The sequence below is a fragment of the Pacificibacter sp. AS14 genome (genome assembly GCF_038899935.1).
Lineage (GTDB): Bacteria > Pseudomonadota > Alphaproteobacteria > Rhodobacterales > Rhodobacteraceae > Celeribacter.
Genome location: NZ_JBBMQI010000004.1, coordinates 171,744 through 188,702, shown reverse-complemented (window position 1 = coordinate 188,702; position 16,959 = coordinate 171,744). Strand labels below are relative to the sequence as shown.

The window sequence follows — 16,959 nt, the reverse complement described above, 5'->3', positions numbered from 1 at the left end:
CGGCTCCCCCACCTCTAGGCCATGACAATCTTACGCCTTTTGAACCTCTCATTGCTAATTTTATTCCCCATCGCGTGGCTCGCCCCTTTGCTGCGCGCTGGGATTTTACCAATCTTTAGCATGAAAGAAATCTCGGTCCTTTCAGGCATTCAAAGCCTTTGGAGCAGCGACATATTTCTCGCTCTCATTGTCGTGGTTTTTGCCCTGATTGCCCCCATCGCCAAGGTCATAGCGCTTGAGGGGCTATTGTCAGACTGGCTGCCTGCAGGGCTCAAACCCTATTTGTTTCATCTGGCACGCTTGGCCATGGCGGATATTTTCCTGATCGCCATCTATATCACCCTCGCCAAAGGCCTTGGCATCGGACGTGTGGATGTTGGCTGGGGGCTGTATCTGTTCACGGGTTGTGTTTTCGCCTCGCTGGGCTTGAGTCTTTTCGCCCATAGAAAACAAAGCCGCTTGATCGCGGGCGCTGATTAACGCTACAACGGGAAAAAGAGAACATATAGCGAACAAGTCGCGCAATCGACCCGAGCGGAGCATCTAGGAGCATCCAATGGCCAAAGCCCAAACCAATTTCACCTGCAGTGCCTGTGCGGCGGTCACAACCAAATGGTCGGGGCGCTGCGACAACTGCGGCGATTGGAACACGATTGTCGAAGAAAAGCCTTTGTCCAAATCAGGCCCATCCAAGAAAACACTCGGCGGGATGCGCGGCAAAAAAGTGCTTTTGAGCGATCTATCCACCAAAGAAGCGCCCCCCCCGCGCACCCAATGCGGCATGGTCGAATTGGACCGCGTTTTGGGCGGCGGGCTTGTGCCCGCATCAGCGATTTTGGTGGGCGGTGATCCAGGCATCGGCAAGTCCACTTTGATGCTACAAGCCGCAGCCAAATTTGCGCAAGCGGGTCTGAAGACGATTTATGTCTCGGGCGAGGAATCCTCGGCCCAAGTGCGGATGCGTGCCCAAAGGCTTGGTCTTGGCGACGCGCCGGTGAAACTGGCCGCTGAAACCAATCTGCGCGATATTTTGACCACTCTGGAAGCCGAAGAACCTGACTTGGTGGTCATCGATTCCATTCAAACCATGTGGGCGGATAACGTCGAAAGCGCGCCTGGGTCGGTGTCGCAAGTCCGCGCCGCGGCCCATGAAATCGTGACCTTCGCGAAATCGCGCAACGTGGCGGTGATCATCGTTGGCCATGTCACTAAAGACGGGCAGCTCGCAGGCCCGCGCGTCGTCGAACACATGGTCGATACGGTGCTGTATTTTGAAGGCGAGCGCGGTCATCATTTCCGCCTCTTGCGCGCGGTGAAAAACCGCTTTGGGCCTGCGCAAGAAATTGGCGTGTTTGAAATGACCGGCGATGGGTTGTGCGAAGTGACCAATCCGTCGGCGCTGTTTTTGTCAGAGCGCGACAAGCCCACGGCAGGATCTGTGGTCTTTGCAGGCATCGAAGGCACGCGTCCGGTTTTGGTGGAATTTCAAGCGCTGGTCGCGCCCTCGCCCAATGCCCAAGCACGACGGACGGTTGTGGGCTGGGATGGCGGGCGGTTGTCAATGATTTTGGCGGTGCTCGAATCGCGCTGCGGCATTCCTTTTGCGGGGCTTGATGTCTATCTCAATGTGGCAGGTGGCATGAAAGTCACCGAACCCGCCGCAGACTTGGCCGTGGCCGCCGCGTTATTGTCCGCACGCGAAGACACGGCGATTCCCAAAGACTGTGTGGTTTTCGGGGAACTGTCTCTGTCTGGAGGACTACGTCCCGTCAATCAAACAGAAAACAGGTTGAAAGAAGCGCAAAAACTTGGTTTTTCATCGGCAATCGCACCGTCCCGTTCGAAAGCAGGGGATGGAACTGGCATGCAGATTCGTTATATGGACGATCTTGTCGGCTTTGTTGGCGACGTTTTTGGTGCGGGCTAATCAGCGCGTGAGAGATCAACGGGTGATGTACACACCCGACATTTAGAAAGGCAAAGCATCCATGGAAGGCTTCACCATAGTCGACGCAATTGTGGCCCTCGTGATCATCGTATCTGCGCTTTTGGCCTATTCGCGCGGGTTTGTCCGCGAAGGCATGGCCATCGCAGGTTGGGTCGCCGCCGCGATTTTAGGCTATATCTTTGCGCCACAGGCCATGCCATTGGTCAAAGAAATCCCAGTATTGGGTGGCTATATTTCTGACAGCTGCGAACTGGGCGTCATCGGCGGTTTTTTTGCGGTATTCGCACTGGCTTTAATCGTCGTTTCGGTTTTTACCCCGCTTTTGTCTTCGGCCGTACAGCGCTCGGCGCTTGGCGGTATAGATCAGGGCCTTGGCTTTTTCTTTGGCGTCATTCGCGGCATTCTTTTGGTCGCAATCGCTTTGGTGATCGTGGATCGGGTGTCGACTGGGGATCGCATCGCGGTTTTGGAAGATTCGCGCACCGTCAAAGTGTTCGACCGCTCACAAGCGCGCATTGATGAAAGCATCCCAGAGAACGCGCCAAGCTGGATCACGCAGCGCTATGAGGGCTTGGTTGGCGTCTGCACAGAATAATCAACGGCTTTTACCACGTTAAAAGACGTTTAAAGGCGGCTCTTGCTTGTAAAGCGGAGCCGCCTTTCCCATTTCAAAGGTAAGCCTTGATCTTGACCTCAGAAAGCGCAGCATGACACATTCCGCGAAGCCATCAGCCACCTTTTGGAATCTCATCGCCAAAAAATACATTGCTGGAAATGTTGCGGATCAAGCCACGTATGCGCGCAAATTGGCGCAGACCCAAAGCCTGCTCAAATCCGATTGGTCTATTCTAGAGGTTGGCTGCGGTTCTGGAAACACCGCCATGACCCATGCCCCTTTTGTGGCGCAGGTCACGGGGATCGATTTTGCACACAAAATGATCGAGCATGCGCAAGCGGAATCTAAGAAACGCGGCATTGAAAATGTGATATTCGAGCACAAAGGCTTGGACGACCTCAGTGCAGATCAGAGCTTTAACGCTGTGTTGATGTTGTCTGTCTTGCACCTGCAACCCGATTGGAAACGCGCCATTCGCAAGGCTTACGCGCTGACATCTGCGGGCGGCGTTTTCATTTCATCGACGGCTTGCATCAAAGACATGTCGCCTGTGATCGCCAAATTGGCACCGCTGATATCAGCTCTTCCGATTTTACCAAGCTTGGTCAGTTTCACGCAAGACGATTTGTTGACTGAAATGCGATCCGCTGGGTTTGAAATCGAAGATAATTGGCGTGCAAGCCCCAAGGATGCGACCTTTGTTGTGGCCCGCAAGCCTGCTTGACGTCGACTTTGACCAAATGATCTGAAATCTTTTATGATCCTTTCGTGACATGGGCTGCGTTAGCGACTAAACGAAAGACGAAATGCAGCCCTTGGATTCGGAGCCTGATGCCATGCGCCAGATGCCCCCTGCTCACCCGTTTGACGACGACAAACTCAAAGAAGAATGCGGCGTCTTTGGCGTTGTTGGTGTTGCCGACGCAGCCAACTTTATCGCACTCGGATTACACGCGCTTCAGCACCGCGGACAAGAAGCAGGCGGGATTGTAACACATGACGCCGATGCCGGCTTCCAATCGGCGCGTCGCTTTGGATACGTCCGCGACACCTTCACCAGCCAAAAAGTTATGGAAACGCTGCCAGGTCCCATCGGGATTGGCCATGTGCGTTACTCCACAGCTGGCTCGAAAGGCTCCACCGCGATCCGCGATGTGCAGCCTTTCTTTGGTGAGTTCTCAATGGGTGGCGCTGCTATCGCCCATAACGGCAACATCACCAACGCCGATGCGCTCAAGCGTGAGTTGATCGATCGCGGGTCTATTTTCCAATCCTCATCAGATTCAGAATGCATCATTCACTTGATGGCGCGCTCACTGCAGCGCAACATTCCAGAGCGGATGAAAGACGCGTTGCGCCGTGTCGAAGGCGCGTTTTCCGTGGTCGCCATGACCCGCACCAAATTGATCGGTGTACGTGACCCGCGCGGCGTACGTCCGTTGGTTTTGGGCAAAGTCGGCGATGGTGGCTATGCTTTGTCATCTGAGACCTGTGCGCTGGACATCATCGGTGCCGATTTTGTGCGCGAAATTGAACCTGGCGAAATGGTTGTCATCTCAGAAGGCAAAGTGGAAAGCTTCCACCCGTTTGAGCGCACGGCCTCACGTTTTTGTATTTTCGAACATGTCTACTTTTCACGCCCTGACAGCATTTTGGAAGGCCGCTCAGTTTACGAGACGCGCCGTCAAATCGGTGTTGAACTGGCCCGTGAAGCGCCAGTGGACGCAGATCTTGTATGCCCTGTACCAGATTCGGGCACCCCTGCTGCGATTGGGTTTGCTCATGAAAGTGGCATTCCCTACGGCATGGGCATCATCCGCAACCAGTACATGGGTCGCACGTTTATCGAGCCGTCAGAGCAGATTCGCAACATGGGTGTGCGTCTGAAGCTCAATGTGAACCGCGCGCTGATCAAAAACAAACGTATCATCTTGGTCGACGACTCTGTTGTGCGCGGCACCACATCGCAAAAGATCAAAGACATGTTGCTGGATGCGGGTGCTGCCGAAGTGCACTTCCGCATCGCCTCACCGCCCACCATGTGGCCCTGTTTCTACGGTGTGGACACGCCAGATCGTGACAAGCTTTTGGCGGCAAACATGACCGTGGACGAAATGTGCAAGCATTTGGACGTGGACAGTTTGCAGTTCATCTCCATCGATGGCTTATACCGTGCCGCAGGCGTGGCCTCAGGTCGCGACGCCGCCGCACCACGGTATTGCGATGCCTGTTTCACGGGCGATTACCCTGTGAAACCGACAGACATGATCGCCAAAGGATTTGAGCTAAAAACAGTGGCTGAATAAGCGCAGCCTGACATGATCGTTAACGCCGCCGCGCCATTGATTTGGGGCGGCGGTTTCTTTATGAAAACAAACATAATCCCCGTTTTTAAGGCGCTTGCAATGACCTCTATCCTAGACCTCGATCCGCGTTGGCGTGCTTTGCAAGATATGGGCGGAGTTATGGATATTGGCTTTGATCACCCTGCCGCTTGGACCCATGGCCCCAGAGGTGATGCGCCTTTCGTCAAAGAGGGCGATGATCAATTGGCCTCAGAGCTGTGCCGTTTCGGTGATCAGCGCTTCATTTGCGCCACGCTGACCTTGCCCATTCGTGGATCAGACGATCATGTGGTGTTCGCGCTTTGGGTCAAAGTGGCAGACGCAAGCTTTTACGCCTACATTGAAACCTTTGATGGTGCGGCCTTACCTGCGCCCTGTGATGGTCAGCTGTCGTCAGACCTTGGACCAGTTGCCGCCTTGGGCAGTGCTGTGTCACTGAGCTTTTTAGATGCCGATGCGCGCCCGACTGCAACACTGAATGACGGCGCCAAAGACATATCGCTGGACCAGCTGATCGACTTGTACGAGGCCACAGGGACATTAAGCCGCGACGATTTATCAAAGTCCTAAGGCTTTGCCCTCTTGACCACGGGGCGATTTGATCGCACATCTTGCCCATGACAGATCAACCAAAAATTGCACCGAAAATTGCTTTGGTCACCGGCGCCTCACGCGGCCTTGGTTTCCATTTGGCCGAAAGCTTGGCCCCAGAGTATCACGTCGTTGCTGTGGCCAAGACCACCGGCGCGCTTGAAGAGCTTGACGATCGCATCAAAGCCAAAGGCGGCGACGCGACATTGGCACCGATGGATATCACCAATCCCGACGCCATGGCGCACTTGTGTCGCGGCATTTACGACCGTTGGGGCTATTTGGATTTTTGGGCGCATACCGCGATCTATGCGCAGCTGTTGTCCCCTGTCGATCACTTGGACCCCAAAGATTTGGACCGCACCATCGGCACCAATATAACTGCCACAGGCAAACTGATCCCCATGGTCGGTCCCTTGTTGAACATGGGACCACGGCGTTCTGACGTGATGTTCTTTGACGATCCGCACGCGGGTGAGAAATTCTATGGCGGTTACGGCGCATCAAAGGCAGCCCAAATCGCGATGGCGAAAAGCTGGCAGGTCGAGACGCAGAATTCTGACAAAGCGCCCCGCATTCATATCGTTCAGCCAAAGCCGATGCCAACGGGCACGCGCGCACGGTTCCATCCAGGCGAAGGCAAAGACGCGCTGGTGCATCCACGCGACGAGGCCCCGCGTTTGCTGGCCCTTGCCGGTCTGCTGTAATAAGCCGACGTCGCAGAAAATCTTCACCTATCGTGGGATTTTAGAGCGGCGCAAACAGATCGATACGATACCCATCAGCATCGGCCACGGTCGCATAGCGCTGCCCCCAAAAGGCGTCCCAAGGCGCGGTCAGAACCGCAAAACCTGCGGCTTTGATCTGCGCCACGCAAGTATCGACCTCAGCGGGGCTATCGCAAAGCATGGCAAAAATCGAATGGTTCGGCGCGCGCGGGGCCTCGCCGTTGAGCTTTTCCATCAAAGCGGCACTGTCGATCATCAAGCGCGGCTCGCCTGCACGCCGCTTTGGCTCAACATGGTCGTCACTGACGAACCCGCCTTCAAATTCAAACCCAAGCAAGGCGTAAAAAGCTTTGGCGCGTGCCAGATCTGTGGCGCTCACAGCAACGGCATCTAAGATCGGTTTTGGCATAAAAAACTCCATTATTTGCCTAAGAGTGCCCACAAACGCCCAAAGGCTGCAACCCTGCCTTGCCGTGATTCGCGACCTGCTTTATGGAAGAAGGAACAGACGGGCAAAAGGCAGCGAATTTATGCGCATTCTCATCACCAATGACGACGGCATCAATGCGCCGGGACTTGTGACTTTGGAACGCATCGCAGCCGAGCTTGCAGGACCTGACGGCGAAGTTTGGGTCGTGGCCCCTGCGTTTGAGCAATCCGGCGTTGGCCACTGCATTTCTTACGCCCATCCCACAATGATTTCAGAACTTTCCCCACGCCGCTGGGCCGCGGAAGGTTCCCCCGCCGATTGCGTTTTGGCCGCATTGCATGACGTGATGCCCGAGCGCCCTGATTTGGTCTTGTCCGGCGTAAACCGCGGCAACAACGCGGGCGAAAATGTCATGTATTCCGGCACCATCGGTGGCGCGATGGAGGCGGTTTTGCAAGGCGTCAAAGCCATCGCCATGAGCCAGTTTTTTGGCGCCGGCAACAAAGATCTAGATGATCCCTTTGAGAGTGCGGCCATTCATGGTGCCGCCGTTGTGCGCCGCCTTTTGGATAAGGCCCCATGGGGGGGCACGGATTACAATCTGTTTTACAACGTCAATTTCCCGCCTGTCTGTGCTGCGGAAACTGGCAATATCGCGGTCACCCGCCAAGGACGGCGTCAGGGATCGGGTTTTGCCGTTGAGGCGCAGATTTCGCCCTCTGGACGGCGGTTTTTATGGGTCACTGGGTCTACACAAAACGTGGAAACAGGGGCAGGCACGGATGTCTCAGCCAATTTGGCGGGTGAAATTTCTGTCACGCCTATGCGCGCGGATTTGACCGCCCATGATGCCCTTGCTGATATCGAGGCCGCGCTGCAATGACGCCGGCTGATGAACGTAAAATGCAATTTCTCTACACCCTGCGCTCAAAGGGCGTCACAGACAGCCGAACTTTATCTGCGATGGAAAAAATTGATCGCGGCGGTTTCGTGCGTGGGCTGTTTGCTGAACGTGCCTATGAAGACATGCCCTTGCCAATTGCTTGCGGCCAAACCATTTCGCAGCCCTCTGTTGTGGGGTTGATGACGCAGGCTTTGAATGTGCAACCACGTGACAAAGTTTTAGAGGTTGGCACTGGGTCGGGTTATCAAGCCGCCGTGCTCAGCCAGCTCGCGCGGCGTGTCTATACGGTGGATCGATTTTCGCGTTTGGTACGCGAAGCCCAAGAGGTGTTCGACGCGCTTGGCATCGTCAATATCACGGCGTTTTCTGCCGACGGCAGCCATGGATTGCCCGAACAAGCCCCCTTTGATCGCATTATCGTGACCGCAGCAGCCGAAGACCCGCCAGGGCCACTCTTGGCTCAACTGCGTGTTGGGGGTATCATGGTGGTGCCTGTGGGCCAGTCTGATACTGTGCAAAGCCTGATCAAGGTGACACGCCTTGAAAAAGGCTTTGATTACGAAGAACTGCGTGCCGTGCGTTTTGTGCCCTTGCTTGAGGGAATGGGTCAAGAGTAACCGCCCGTGTTGGGCCAATTTTCGGGGCAACACCCCCGCGGGCAACGACCCGAAAATTTGAGGATCGAGCTATGACATTTATCCAATTGGCACCTTCCCGCCCACGCAAACTTCGCCGTTTGGCGCTGTGTGGTTGCGCGGCTTTGGCCCTGAGCGCCTGTGACAAACCGCTAGATTTCGATCTGCGCGGCTTGACCAATGGGTTTTCAACAGCCCCCGCAGCCCTTGAGGCCAAAACAGCCGCTAAACCAAAGGCAGATGACAAAGGCGTCATTTCTTACCCCAATTACCAAGTGGCTGTCGCACGCAAGGGCGACACCATCGACACCTTGGCCAACCGCATCGGCCTGTCGCCCTCTGAACTGGCAAAATACAACGGCATTCCAGACGGTGTAGAGTTGCGCAGCGGCGAAGTGATCGCCTTGCCGCGCCGTATCGACACTTCGTCCGATGTAGCGACCCCAACAGGCACGATTGCCTCAGGTGAGCGCATTGACGTGAGCTCTTTGGCCAATGAGGTTCTGACCGAAGCGCCCTTGGATCAGCCTGCTGCAATAACTTCGATGTCAAAACCAAGCACATCGGATATCTCGACAGAGCCAGTGCGCCACCAAGTGCAACGTGGCGAAACCGCCTATTCCATTGCGCGCCAATACGGTGTCTCCGTGCGCGCGCTGTCGGATTGGAACGGCCTTGGATCTGACCTTGCCGTGCAAGAGGGTCGCTATGTTTTGATCCCTGTGAAAACAGCGCAAAACACCGCCTCCGCCCCTGTCACAAATATACCAACCCCTGGCAGCGGCCAAGCGACGCCAACACCGACACCACCTTCTGCCGCAACGCCACTTCCCGACCCTGCAGAGGCGACAGCAGAGCCTGTCAAACCAAGTACGCCAGCGCCCAATTTAGGATCGACGCAAACGTCTAGCTCTGAGATGACAAAGCCCGTTTCAGGCCCAATCATACGCGATTATGACAAAGCGAAATCAAAATTTGTGCTGTTCTCAGCCCCTGCTGGGTCCAACGTAAAAGCCGCCAAAGCGGGTACGGTGAAGCTGGTATCGACCAATGCGGACGGCGTGCAGATTATGGTGATCGACCACGGCGATGGATTGCAAACAGCCTATAGTTTTATCAACTCATTGTCGGTCAAAAAAGGCGACAATGTTTCAAAAGGTCAAAGCATCGCTAAGGTGGCAGCCAATGAATTCAACGCCTTGCAGTTCATGGTTTTCAAAGGCACGCAAACGGTCGACCCCGCGCCTTACCTGAACTAAGACGCATCACAGTACAGCAAAAAGCCGCTCCAGATTGGGGCGGCTTTTTTATTGTCTTGATATGAATGCTTGAAATGCGGTGCTGATCCCTATTCTAACGCAACGCCTTTGCGCCCTGCCAGATCGACAAAAAACTGCCACGCTACACGGCCCGAACGCGAGCCACGGGTCGCTTGCCATTCAATCGCCTCAGCGCGCAGAGTTTCGTCATCGATCTCGATCCCGTGGGTGTCGCAATAGCCGCGGATCATCGAAAGATACTCGTCTTGGCTGCACGGGTGGAAGCCAAGCCACAGACCAAAGCGATCCGACAGGGACACTTTCTCCTCGACCGCCTCAGAGGGGTTGATCCCGGATGAACGTTCATTTTCGATCATATCGCGCGGCATCAGGTGGCGGCGGTTGGACGTCGCGTAGAACAACACATTCTCAGGACGCCCTTCGATTCCGCCATCCAAAACGGCTTTCAGCGATTTGTAATGCTCATCATCATGACCAAAAGATAGGTCATCACAAAACAACACGAAACGATGCTTTGAGGCCCGCAAGTGATCCAGCAAACGTCCGACTGTGGGCAGGTCTTCGCGTTGCAATTCGACGACTTTCAACGCAAAGCCGTCTGCGCAGACCGCGCCATGCACAGCTTTGACCAGTGACGATTTCCCCATGCCGCGCGCGCCCCAAAGCAGCGCGTTGTTGGCAGGCAGGCCACGGGCAAATTGCAAGGTATTGGCCAGCAAAGTATCACGCGAGCGATTGATGCCGATCAACAGCGACAGATCCACCCGAGACACCTGCATGACCGGCACCAAGCGATCAGGCCCTGTGTGCCACACGAAAGCGTCGGCTGCGTCAAAGTCAGGCGCTGCCTCAGGTGCTGGCGCCATCCGGTCCAAGGCGTCTGCGATGCGTTTCAGTGTCTTGCTGGCCATGTCCTACCCTTACTTATCGTCGTCATCGAAGTGGCTGTAGAGCTCTTCGTCTTCATCCAAAATCCCAGCAGCACGCAATTCGGCAGTGCGTTTTTTCTCGACTTGCGCCACAAGAAAGATCGAAATCTCGTAAAGGCCGTAGACCACAACGAACAAAATCAACTGGGTGGTTACATCTGGCGGCGTCACCAAAGCGGCGACCAGCAAGATGCCCACCACCGCGTATTTGCGGGTAGAGCGCAGCCCATGCGCTGTCGCCAAGCCCGCTTTGCCCATCAAGGTCAAAAGCACAGGCAATTGAAAGCACAACCCGAAGGCCACGATCATTTTTAGGGTGATATCAAGCGTCTCATTGACCTTGCCATTGAACACGATGTCGATGCCACTTTCGCGCGTGGCCACGCCTGCATCCCCGCCAGAGGCGACAAGTGCGGCCATGAAAGAGGGCAGATCGGCAAACCCCAGAAAGAACGCCATGGCCAGCGGCACAACGATGTAATGGGCGAAAGCGGCGCCCAGTAAAAACAGCATGGGCGAGGCAATCAAAAACGGCAAAAATGCATTCTTTTCATTGCGATACAACCCGGGGGCAATGAAACGCCACAACTGATGTCCGATCACGGGGAAAGACAACATAAGGCCGCCCACCATGGAAATACGGATGAGCGTGAAGAAGTATTCTTGTGGCGCTGTGTACTGCATGACGGGGTTTGGATTCCCCAGACTGCGCATGGTTTTCTCAATCGGCATGAGCAAGAAATCCAAGATCGCGCCGCCAAAGGAAAAGCAAATCACCATGGCCACGAAAAAGGCCAAAACGGCCCGAATAAGCCGTGTGCGCAATTCTGCCAGATGTTCGATCAACGGGGCGGAGCTGTCTTCGACCTCGTCTTGGGTTGTGTCTGTCTGGCTCATGCGTCGCCTTCTTTCTTGGTCTTAGCGGTCGTGGTCTGCGCTGGCTTGGCCGCCGTTTTTTTGGCAGCGGGCTTTTTCGCGGCTGTTTTTTTGGCGGTTGTTTTAGCAGCTGTCGTCTTGGCTGCTGTGCTTTGGGTCGCAGTGGCTTTCGTCGCTGCCGTTTTCGCCGCAGTGGTCTTGGCCGTTGCTGTCTGGGCCGCTGCTTTTGCAGGGGCTTTTTTAGCGGCAGGCTTTTTCGCAGGCGCTTTCTTTGCGGGCGCAGTTACGGCTGTTGCCACGTCACTTGCTGCCGCCTCAGCGGCTTTGCGCGCCGTGGCGGAGGCCGCTGTCGCCTCATTGATTTTTTTGGCTGCTGCCGCGCGCTCTTCGGTCATTGCAGGCTTCGGGGGCGTTTTGGTGTCGCCCGATTTCATCGGATCCCAATTTTCGAAATCGCTTGCAGCCTCTTTAAGCTTATCCAATCCAAATTTCTTAGGATTCGTCGCGGCATTCAGGCTGCTTTTAATTTCGTTCACGCCCGCCTCATCGGCGGCATTTTCCATCGCACGCGAAAACTCGCGTCCCATGGCCTTGATCTTGGCAGTGAAGCGTCCCAAAGTGCGAAACATACCCGGAAGATCTTTGGGGCCCACCACAATAAGAGCCACGATCCCGATGATCAGGAGTTCGGACATACCGATGTCAAACATGTGGAGTCGCCTTTCAATGCGTCAAAAACAAGTGGGGCGATCTGGCAAACCAGTCCCGCCCCGAAATCCAACTGAATACAGCTTAGACTTTGTCTTTTTCAGTCTCTTCAGTGACGTCTGTTGACGCTTGGGCAGCTTCGTCTTCGATCTCTTTGGTGCCGTCATTAACGCCCTTTTTGAACGCTGTGATGCCTTTGCCCACTTCGCCCATCAGACCCGACACTTTGCCGCGGCCGAAAAGAACCAAAACCACGACGGCGATCAGCAGAAGGCCCGGAATACCGATATTGTTAAGCATAGTCTTTCTCCTGTTCGCGAACGCTGAGCGTTCGCCTAAAAATTCATCTGCTATAGACTTAACGTGGAAATCGGCGAGGAAAAGCACCAAATTTGCAAAATACGATCGATGCACAACATTGGCGCGATCCAACGGGCTAGATTTTCTCTACTGACAGGTTTATGTCAGTTGGAAAGGCGCAAAACGTAGGTCCGCTTATCGAATCGGAGACCACGATGAAAAACATTCAAATTATTGAAACTGTTACCTTTCGCGCCATCACAGGCACGGACCCGCAAACCATTGCCACAGCATCAGACGGGCTGACACCGTTTGCGGCGCGCCAAAAGGGTTTTGTGTCGCGTCACGTGTCACTGGGCGAAGATGGCGTTTGGCTGGATCATGTGCACTGGGCCGATATGGACAGCGTCACCATGCGCCATGACACCCTTATGAGCGCGCAGGCGGCATAATCTATGGCAGGCGGTCGCAAACAAACCGGAATACGGCGCAGCGACCGTCTGTTTGATATCATTCAAATCATGCGCGATGGCGCATTGCACACCGCGCACGACCTTGCCGAACGGCTGGAAGTGTCCGAGCGTACAATTTGGCGCGATATGGCCACTTTGCGCGCCTCTGGCGTGCCGGTCGAGGGCGAACGCGGCGTCGGTTATATGGTCACAGCGCCAATCACTTTACCGCCGATGAATCTTACCATGGGCGAACTTGAGGCGCTGCATTTGGCTGTGGCGATCTTGGGCGAGGCCACCGATCCTGATCTGTCGAAATCCGCGCAAAGCTTGGCCGCCAAAATCGACGCGGTTCTGCCAGAGAACGCAAGCCCGCCCAGCACAGGTTGGGGCTTTGCCGTCTATCCCTTTGCCGATGCTGCCGCAGGATTCAAGCATATGCCGCTGTTGCGAGATGCTGTGCGTGAGAAAAAATTGATCCGTATGAGTTACTTAGCGCTAGATAATACAGCAAGCACGCGTCTTATTCGTCCGCTGCAGTTGGAATATTGGGGACGCGTTTGGACCATGAGTGCATGGTGCGAGTTACGAAATGATTTTCAGGTGTTTCGCGTGGATCGGATTGAAGCGCTGATCGACACAGGGGCGACGTTCAAAGATGAGGCGGGCAAAAATTTGCAAGATCACTTGGCCAAGATGGATGCCGAGATGAGCAGCCAAGGGCCGAAAACGGCTATCTAAGCCGCAGAATTTAAGTAACAGGGAACACAAAGCACCGCTCGCGGCGCAGCATCAGCCACAAGGGCGTCCCAACTTTGGGCAAGAACACGGACGGCACTGTGGCGCGCAAGATAGACCCGTCGAAATCCATCCGAAACTCAACCAAACTTTCACGGCCCATAAAACGCGCGCGTTCCACAATACCGCGTGCGGGCGTACCGTCTTGCGGCGTTGGATTTGGACCGCGACCGGCGCGATCAAAATCGATGCGCAGATGCTGCGGTCGGATAACAATTTCCACCGGCGTGCCATCGGCGTGACCGGGGCAGAGAAATTCGCCAAAAGCAGTAGAGACCAAAGCGCCCTCAACCTTGCCATCTATCACATTGATATCACTGAAGAACGCAGCGGATTTTTTATCTTTTGGCGCGTTATAAATGTTGTAAGGTGCGCCTTGTTGCACGATTTTTCCATCGCGCATCAAAGCGATTTCATCGGCCATGCGCATGGCCTCGTCAGGTTCATGAGTGACCAAAAGCACCGCAGTGCCTTCGGCTTTAAGAACTTCCAAAGTGCTATCACGGATCTCGTCTTTCAGGCGCTCATCAAGGCCAGAAAACGGCTCGTCCATCAACATCACCGACGGGCGCGGTGCAAGCGCACGCGCCAAAGCCACGCGTTGTTGTTCGCCGCCAGACAGCTCATGCGGGAATTTGTTGGTGGCTGAGATCAAGCCGACTTTGCCCAGCAGCTCTTCAACGCGGGCGCGTTTTTCAGCCTTCGACCCTTTCAGGCCAAAAGCAACATTCGCCGCGACAGACAAATGCGGGAACAGCGCGAAATCTTGGAACATCAAACCGATAGAGCGGCCTTCGGGCGGCACACGGTACAAGGTATCGCAGACCAATTGACCATCGACGTAAATTTCACCGCTGTCTTGCATATCAACGCCAGCGATCATCCGCAGGGTCGTGGATTTGCCGCAGCCTGAAGGCCCGAGCAGACAGGTCACCTGCCCCGGCATCACTTTAAGCGACACATCACTGACGACATCTCTGCCCTGAAATGTTCGACGCAAATTGCGGATTTCCAAGCGCGGATGCGCTGGCGTCGTCTGAGTTGGGGTGTGGGCGTTCACAAGATGTATCCGACAAAAACTCTAAGGCTGGTTAGTCCTAACAGTCCAAACCAGCCTTAGCAACTGTTTGACGCCTAGCAGCAAGGCACCTCGTCGCCTGTCGTTTGGGTGAACGGGCTGGTGCCGCCACAGCCTGCGAAGATGCCGTAATGGGAGTCGAACGATCCGATAAAGTCGAAATGTGCCGCGAAACGCGTGTCTTTGAGCATTTTCCACGTGTTGCCACAGACAGCAAACACCTTGCCAGCCTCAATCGCGTGACCGCCATCCAGCACGAAAACATGCGGTGCATGCGGCACTGTGCCCTTGTAAATGACAGCTTGGCCGTAGTCTTCGCACTCTGGCTCCAAGTCCAATTTGAACAAGCGGTAGGTGGCTGATGTGAACTGAATCGGCGCCACTTTTTCTTCCAAAGCTTTGTTTTCAATCGTTAAAGGGCGATGAGTCACAAGACGCGGATCGGTAAAACCCGCTTTGCGCGACATATATTCAAAGTCGTTCCAATAAAGCGCACCAGACAGACATTCGCCGTAAAGCACGGGGTCCGCGCGCAAGACATCGGGGATACGGCGGTCCGCATACACGTCGGAGAAATACATCTCGCCGCCGTCTTTCAACAACCGGTGCGCTTGGCGCAACACGGCGTCTTTGTCCATCGCGAGGTTCAAAACGCAGTTGGACACGATGATGTCAAACGATCCGTCCTCGAACGGCAGCTTGTCGAGTTCTTCGATATAGCCGTGGTGGAATTCGACGTTGGATTTGGCAAAGCCGAATTCTTTGGCGTGATACTCTTGGTGCGCACGGGCCACATCAAGCTGTTCTTCGGTCATATCAACGCCGACAACCAAACCCGTTTCCCCAACCATTTGCGACAAAGCATAAACATCGCGCCCTGCCCCGCTGCCCAGATCCAAAATGCGCATACCTTCCAGCGACAAAGGCGCGATCAGGCCGCAGCCATAGTAGCGCATCAGCACCTCGTCATGGATGCGCGACAACACGGCTTTCACGTGATCGGGCATCTCGTCAGGTGTGCAACAGGCGTTGGTTTGTAAATCGGCACTGCCTGTCAGGGTCTTGCCGTAATAGTCTTGCACATCTGCGTGGCTCATCGCGCGCTCCTTGGATCAAAGTTGACCAAGACTGTCGCGAGATGTCCGCCAAAGAACAAGGCAACGAGCACCAATTGCCCGTTGCCTCACGCAAGCTTGAACGAATGTATGAAGGCCGTGATGATCGGCTTCCAGCTATTTTACATAGTCGAGACTGTCGCGCCACCGTCGAGCAACACGTTTTGGCCAACCATAAAGCCCGCATGTTGCGAGCACATGAACGCGCATGTCGCGCCAAATTCAGTGGCCGTGCCATAACGGTGTGTCGGAATGCCCGCCTCACGGTTTTGCTTGGCCTCTTCAGGAGAGATACCTTGCTGCGCGGCGGCCCCGGCGTCGAGCGATACGGCACGGTCTGTCGCATGAATGCCAGGCAGAAGATTGTTGATGGTCACGCCTTTGCTGGCCACTTGACGCGATGTGCCTGCCACATAGCCCGTCAACCCAGCGCGCGCTGCATTCGACAGACCAAGCACAGGAATCGGCGACTTCACGGAAACAGAGGTGATGTTGACCACACGCCCCCAGCCACGTTCCATCATCGACGGCACCAAAGCTTTGATCAGGGCAATCGGCGTAAGCATATTAGCATCAAGCGCGCTGATAAAGTCGTCACGGTCCCAGTCGGTCCACATGCCGGGGGGCGGGCCGCCCGCGTTGGTCACAAGAATGTCGACTTGGCCTGCGATTTTTAAAACCTGCGCGCGACCGTCCTCTGATGTGATATCTGCCGCGACCGCCTCTACGTTAACATTATATAGGGACCGGATTTCGGCAGCTGTCGCCTCTAACGCCTCGCTTCCGCGCGCGTTGAGCACCAAGTCCACACCCGCCTCTGCCAAAGCAAAGGCGCACCCACGCCCCAATCCTTTAGATGAGGCACATACCAGCGCACGTTTTCCACTAATTCCAAGGTCCATCACGTATCCTCCTGAAGAATCGATCTTTTTTATCTGATTGGGTTTATTTCTTGTGGCAGGGTGACGCCAATGCTGACCTCGCGCAAGCACATCCTTTGCACGTCTTGTGTTTTGCCTAAGTGTCTTTTTGGCAAAAGCAACAATTGGACCAGTTGTTTTGTGACCGACTCGACATGATTATATGATGTTGAAAACTGCATATAATTGTAATGGCGAGAAAACAATTATGACGCAATTTCTACAAAAAAAACGGCACCATCACCAATCTTGCCAAATTCCCGCCATTGTTCACAACTATACCTAACTCTATTGATAGTAGGTAAA

At 54.8% G+C, this 16,959-nt stretch carries 20 protein-coding genes; 12 read left to right on the top strand and 8 right to left on the bottom strand.

Annotated elements, in window-relative coordinates; genetic code table 11:
- Positions 1 to 21 precede the first annotated feature (21 nt).
- The 7 genes from WNY38_RS06620 (at position 22) to WNY38_RS06590 (ending at position 6,207) form a co-directional block, all read left to right on the top strand.
- A complete protein-coding gene (locus WNY38_RS06620; protein ID WP_342856543.1) occupies positions 22 to 480 on the top strand; it encodes a paraquat-inducible protein A in 459 nt (152 codons plus the stop codon).
- A gap of 76 nt (positions 481 to 556) precedes the next feature.
- Entirely contained in the window at positions 557 to 1,927 is a 1,371-nt protein-coding gene (radA, locus tag WNY38_RS06615) for a DNA repair protein RadA (protein ID WP_342856542.1), read from the top strand.
- A gap of 61 nt (positions 1,928 to 1,988) precedes the next feature.
- Positions 1,989 to 2,543 (top strand): CvpA family protein, encoded by a 555-nt coding sequence (locus WNY38_RS06610; RefSeq protein ID WP_342856541.1) that lies wholly within the window; start codon positions 1,989 to 1,991, stop codon positions 2,541 to 2,543.
- Positions 2,544 to 2,655: 112 nt separating this feature from the next.
- On the top strand, positions 2,656 to 3,288 hold the full coding sequence (locus WNY38_RS06605; RefSeq protein ID WP_342856540.1) for a methyltransferase domain-containing protein: 633 nt from the start codon (positions 2,656 to 2,658) through the stop codon (positions 3,286 to 3,288).
- Between the two features lie 112 nt (positions 3,289 to 3,400).
- A complete protein-coding gene (gene purF / locus WNY38_RS06600; RefSeq protein ID WP_342856539.1) occupies positions 3,401 to 4,870 on the top strand; it encodes an amidophosphoribosyltransferase in 1,470 nt (489 codons plus the stop codon).
- A 99-nt stretch (positions 4,871 to 4,969) separates the two neighbouring features.
- Entirely contained in the window at positions 4,970 to 5,479 is a 510-nt protein-coding gene (locus WNY38_RS06595; RefSeq protein WP_342856538.1) for a DUF2199 domain-containing protein, read from the top strand.
- A 47-nt stretch (positions 5,480 to 5,526) separates the two neighbouring features.
- On the top strand, positions 5,527 to 6,207 hold the full coding sequence (locus WNY38_RS06590; protein WP_342856537.1) for an SDR family oxidoreductase: 681 nt from the start codon (positions 5,527 to 5,529) through the stop codon (positions 6,205 to 6,207).
- 40 nt (positions 6,208 to 6,247) lie between these two features.
- Here WNY38_RS06590 and WNY38_RS06585 read toward each other — a convergent pair whose 3' ends face one another.
- Entirely contained in the window at positions 6,248 to 6,637 is a 390-nt protein-coding gene (locus WNY38_RS06585; protein WP_342856536.1) for a VOC family protein, read from the bottom strand.
- 121 nt (positions 6,638 to 6,758) lie between these two features.
- On the opposite strand from WNY38_RS06585, the gene surE reads away from it, so the two are divergent.
- From surE to WNY38_RS06570, 3 genes are all read left to right on the top strand, one after another.
- Entirely contained in the window at positions 6,759 to 7,541 is a 783-nt protein-coding gene (surE, locus tag WNY38_RS06580) for a 5'/3'-nucleotidase SurE (RefSeq protein ID WP_342856535.1), read from the top strand.
- On the top strand, positions 7,538 to 8,179 hold the full coding sequence (locus WNY38_RS06575; protein ID WP_342856534.1) for a protein-L-isoaspartate(D-aspartate) O-methyltransferase: 642 nt from the start codon (positions 7,538 to 7,540) through the stop codon (positions 8,177 to 8,179). Before surE ends, WNY38_RS06575 begins: the two co-directional genes overlap by 4 nt.
- Before the next feature lie 71 nt (positions 8,180 to 8,250).
- On the top strand, positions 8,251 to 9,456 hold the full coding sequence (locus tag WNY38_RS06570) for a LysM peptidoglycan-binding domain-containing protein (RefSeq protein ID WP_342856533.1): 1,206 nt from the start codon (positions 8,251 to 8,253) through the stop codon (positions 9,454 to 9,456).
- An 89-nt stretch (positions 9,457 to 9,545) separates the two neighbouring features.
- Here the strand turns inward: WNY38_RS06570 and WNY38_RS06565 are convergent, their stop codons facing one another.
- From WNY38_RS06565 to WNY38_RS06550, 4 genes are all read right to left on the bottom strand, one after another.
- Positions 9,546 to 10,388, bottom strand: coding sequence for an ATP-binding protein (locus tag WNY38_RS06565; RefSeq protein ID WP_342856532.1), 843 nt, complete (start codon positions 10,386 to 10,388; stop codon positions 9,546 to 9,548).
- Positions 10,389 to 10,397: 9 nt separating this feature from the next.
- Positions 10,398 to 11,303: a twin-arginine translocase subunit TatC gene (gene tatC, locus WNY38_RS06560; protein ID WP_342856531.1), complete on the bottom strand. Its 906-nt coding sequence runs from the start codon at positions 11,301 to 11,303 to the stop codon at positions 10,398 to 10,400.
- Complete coding sequence (tatB, locus tag WNY38_RS06555; RefSeq protein WP_342856530.1) at positions 11,300 to 11,992, bottom strand: Sec-independent protein translocase protein TatB; 693 nt, start codon at positions 11,990 to 11,992, stop codon at positions 11,300 to 11,302. Before tatB ends, tatC begins: the two co-directional genes overlap by 4 nt.
- A gap of 82 nt (positions 11,993 to 12,074) precedes the next feature.
- Positions 12,075 to 12,290, bottom strand: a complete 216-nt coding sequence (locus WNY38_RS06550) for a twin-arginine translocase TatA/TatE family subunit (RefSeq protein WP_342856529.1) — start codon at positions 12,288 to 12,290, stop codon at positions 12,075 to 12,077.
- Between the two features lie 215 nt (positions 12,291 to 12,505).
- Between WNY38_RS06550 and WNY38_RS06545 the strand changes: the two genes are divergently transcribed.
- The gene (locus WNY38_RS06545; RefSeq protein WP_342856528.1) at positions 12,506 to 12,742 is read left to right on the top strand and encodes a hypothetical protein; all 237 of its coding nucleotides are present in this window, start codon (positions 12,506 to 12,508) and stop codon (positions 12,740 to 12,742) included.
- Between the two features lie 3 nt (positions 12,743 to 12,745).
- Positions 12,746 to 13,483, top strand: a complete 738-nt coding sequence (locus WNY38_RS06540) for a YafY family protein (RefSeq protein ID WP_342856527.1) — start codon at positions 12,746 to 12,748, stop codon at positions 13,481 to 13,483.
- A gap of 10 nt (positions 13,484 to 13,493) precedes the next feature.
- Here the strand turns inward: WNY38_RS06540 and WNY38_RS06535 are convergent, their stop codons facing one another.
- From WNY38_RS06535 to WNY38_RS06525, 3 genes are all read right to left on the bottom strand, one after another.
- A complete protein-coding gene (locus WNY38_RS06535; RefSeq protein WP_342856526.1) occupies positions 13,494 to 14,600 on the bottom strand; it encodes an ABC transporter ATP-binding protein in 1,107 nt (368 codons plus the stop codon).
- A gap of 74 nt (positions 14,601 to 14,674) precedes the next feature.
- Positions 14,675 to 15,715 carry a methyltransferase domain-containing protein gene (locus WNY38_RS06530; protein WP_342856525.1) on the bottom strand — a complete coding sequence of 347 codons (1,041 nt, stop codon included), beginning with the start codon at positions 15,713 to 15,715 and terminating at the stop codon, positions 14,675 to 14,677.
- Positions 15,716 to 15,855: 140 nt separating this feature from the next.
- Complete coding sequence (locus WNY38_RS06525) at positions 15,856 to 16,635, bottom strand: SDR family oxidoreductase (RefSeq protein ID WP_342856524.1); 780 nt, start codon at positions 16,633 to 16,635, stop codon at positions 15,856 to 15,858.
- Positions 16,636 to 16,959 lie beyond the last annotated feature (324 nt).

Bases quoted from the DNA above. Each gene is read 5' to 3' on its own strand.
- WNY38_RS06620 (WP_342856543.1), top strand. From the start codon at position 22: ATGACAATCTTACGCCTTTTGAACCTCTCATTGCTAATTTTATTCCCC.
- radA (WP_342856542.1), top strand. From the start codon at position 557: ATGGCCAAAGCCCAAACCAATTTCACCTGCAGTGCCTGTGCGGCGGTC.
- WNY38_RS06610 (WP_342856541.1), top strand. From the start codon at position 1,989: ATGGAAGGCTTCACCATAGTCGACGCAATTGTGGCCCTCGTGATCATC.
- WNY38_RS06605 (WP_342856540.1), top strand. From the start codon at position 2,656: ATGACACATTCCGCGAAGCCATCAGCCACCTTTTGGAATCTCATCGCC.
- purF (WP_342856539.1), top strand. From the start codon at position 3,401: ATGCGCCAGATGCCCCCTGCTCACCCGTTTGACGACGACAAACTCAAA.
- WNY38_RS06595 (WP_342856538.1), top strand. From the start codon at position 4,970: ATGACCTCTATCCTAGACCTCGATCCGCGTTGGCGTGCTTTGCAAGAT.
- WNY38_RS06590 (WP_342856537.1), top strand. From the start codon at position 5,527: ATGACAGATCAACCAAAAATTGCACCGAAAATTGCTTTGGTCACCGGC.
- WNY38_RS06585 (WP_342856536.1), bottom strand. From the start codon at position 6,637: ATGCCAAAACCGATCTTAGATGCCGTTGCTGTGAGCGCCACAGATCTG.
- surE (WP_342856535.1), top strand. From the start codon at position 6,759: ATGCGCATTCTCATCACCAATGACGACGGCATCAATGCGCCGGGACTT.
- WNY38_RS06575 (WP_342856534.1), top strand. From the start codon at position 7,538: ATGACGCCGGCTGATGAACGTAAAATGCAATTTCTCTACACCCTGCGC.
- WNY38_RS06570 (WP_342856533.1), top strand. From the start codon at position 8,251: ATGACATTTATCCAATTGGCACCTTCCCGCCCACGCAAACTTCGCCGT.
- WNY38_RS06565 (WP_342856532.1), bottom strand. From the start codon at position 10,388: ATGGCCAGCAAGACACTGAAACGCATCGCAGACGCCTTGGACCGGATG.
- tatC (WP_342856531.1), bottom strand. From the start codon at position 11,303: ATGAGCCAGACAGACACAACCCAAGACGAGGTCGAAGACAGCTCCGCC.
- tatB (WP_342856530.1), bottom strand. From the start codon at position 11,992: ATGTTTGACATCGGTATGTCCGAACTCCTGATCATCGGGATCGTGGCT.
- WNY38_RS06550 (WP_342856529.1), bottom strand. From the start codon at position 12,290: ATGCTTAACAATATCGGTATTCCGGGCCTTCTGCTGATCGCCGTCGTG.
- WNY38_RS06545 (WP_342856528.1), top strand. From the start codon at position 12,506: ATGAAAAACATTCAAATTATTGAAACTGTTACCTTTCGCGCCATCACA.
- WNY38_RS06540 (WP_342856527.1), top strand. From the start codon at position 12,746: ATGGCAGGCGGTCGCAAACAAACCGGAATACGGCGCAGCGACCGTCTG.
- WNY38_RS06530 (WP_342856525.1), bottom strand. From the start codon at position 15,715: ATGAGCCACGCAGATGTGCAAGACTATTACGGCAAGACCCTGACAGGC.
- WNY38_RS06525 (WP_342856524.1), bottom strand. From the start codon at position 16,635: ATGGACCTTGGAATTAGTGGAAAACGTGCGCTGGTATGTGCCTCATCT.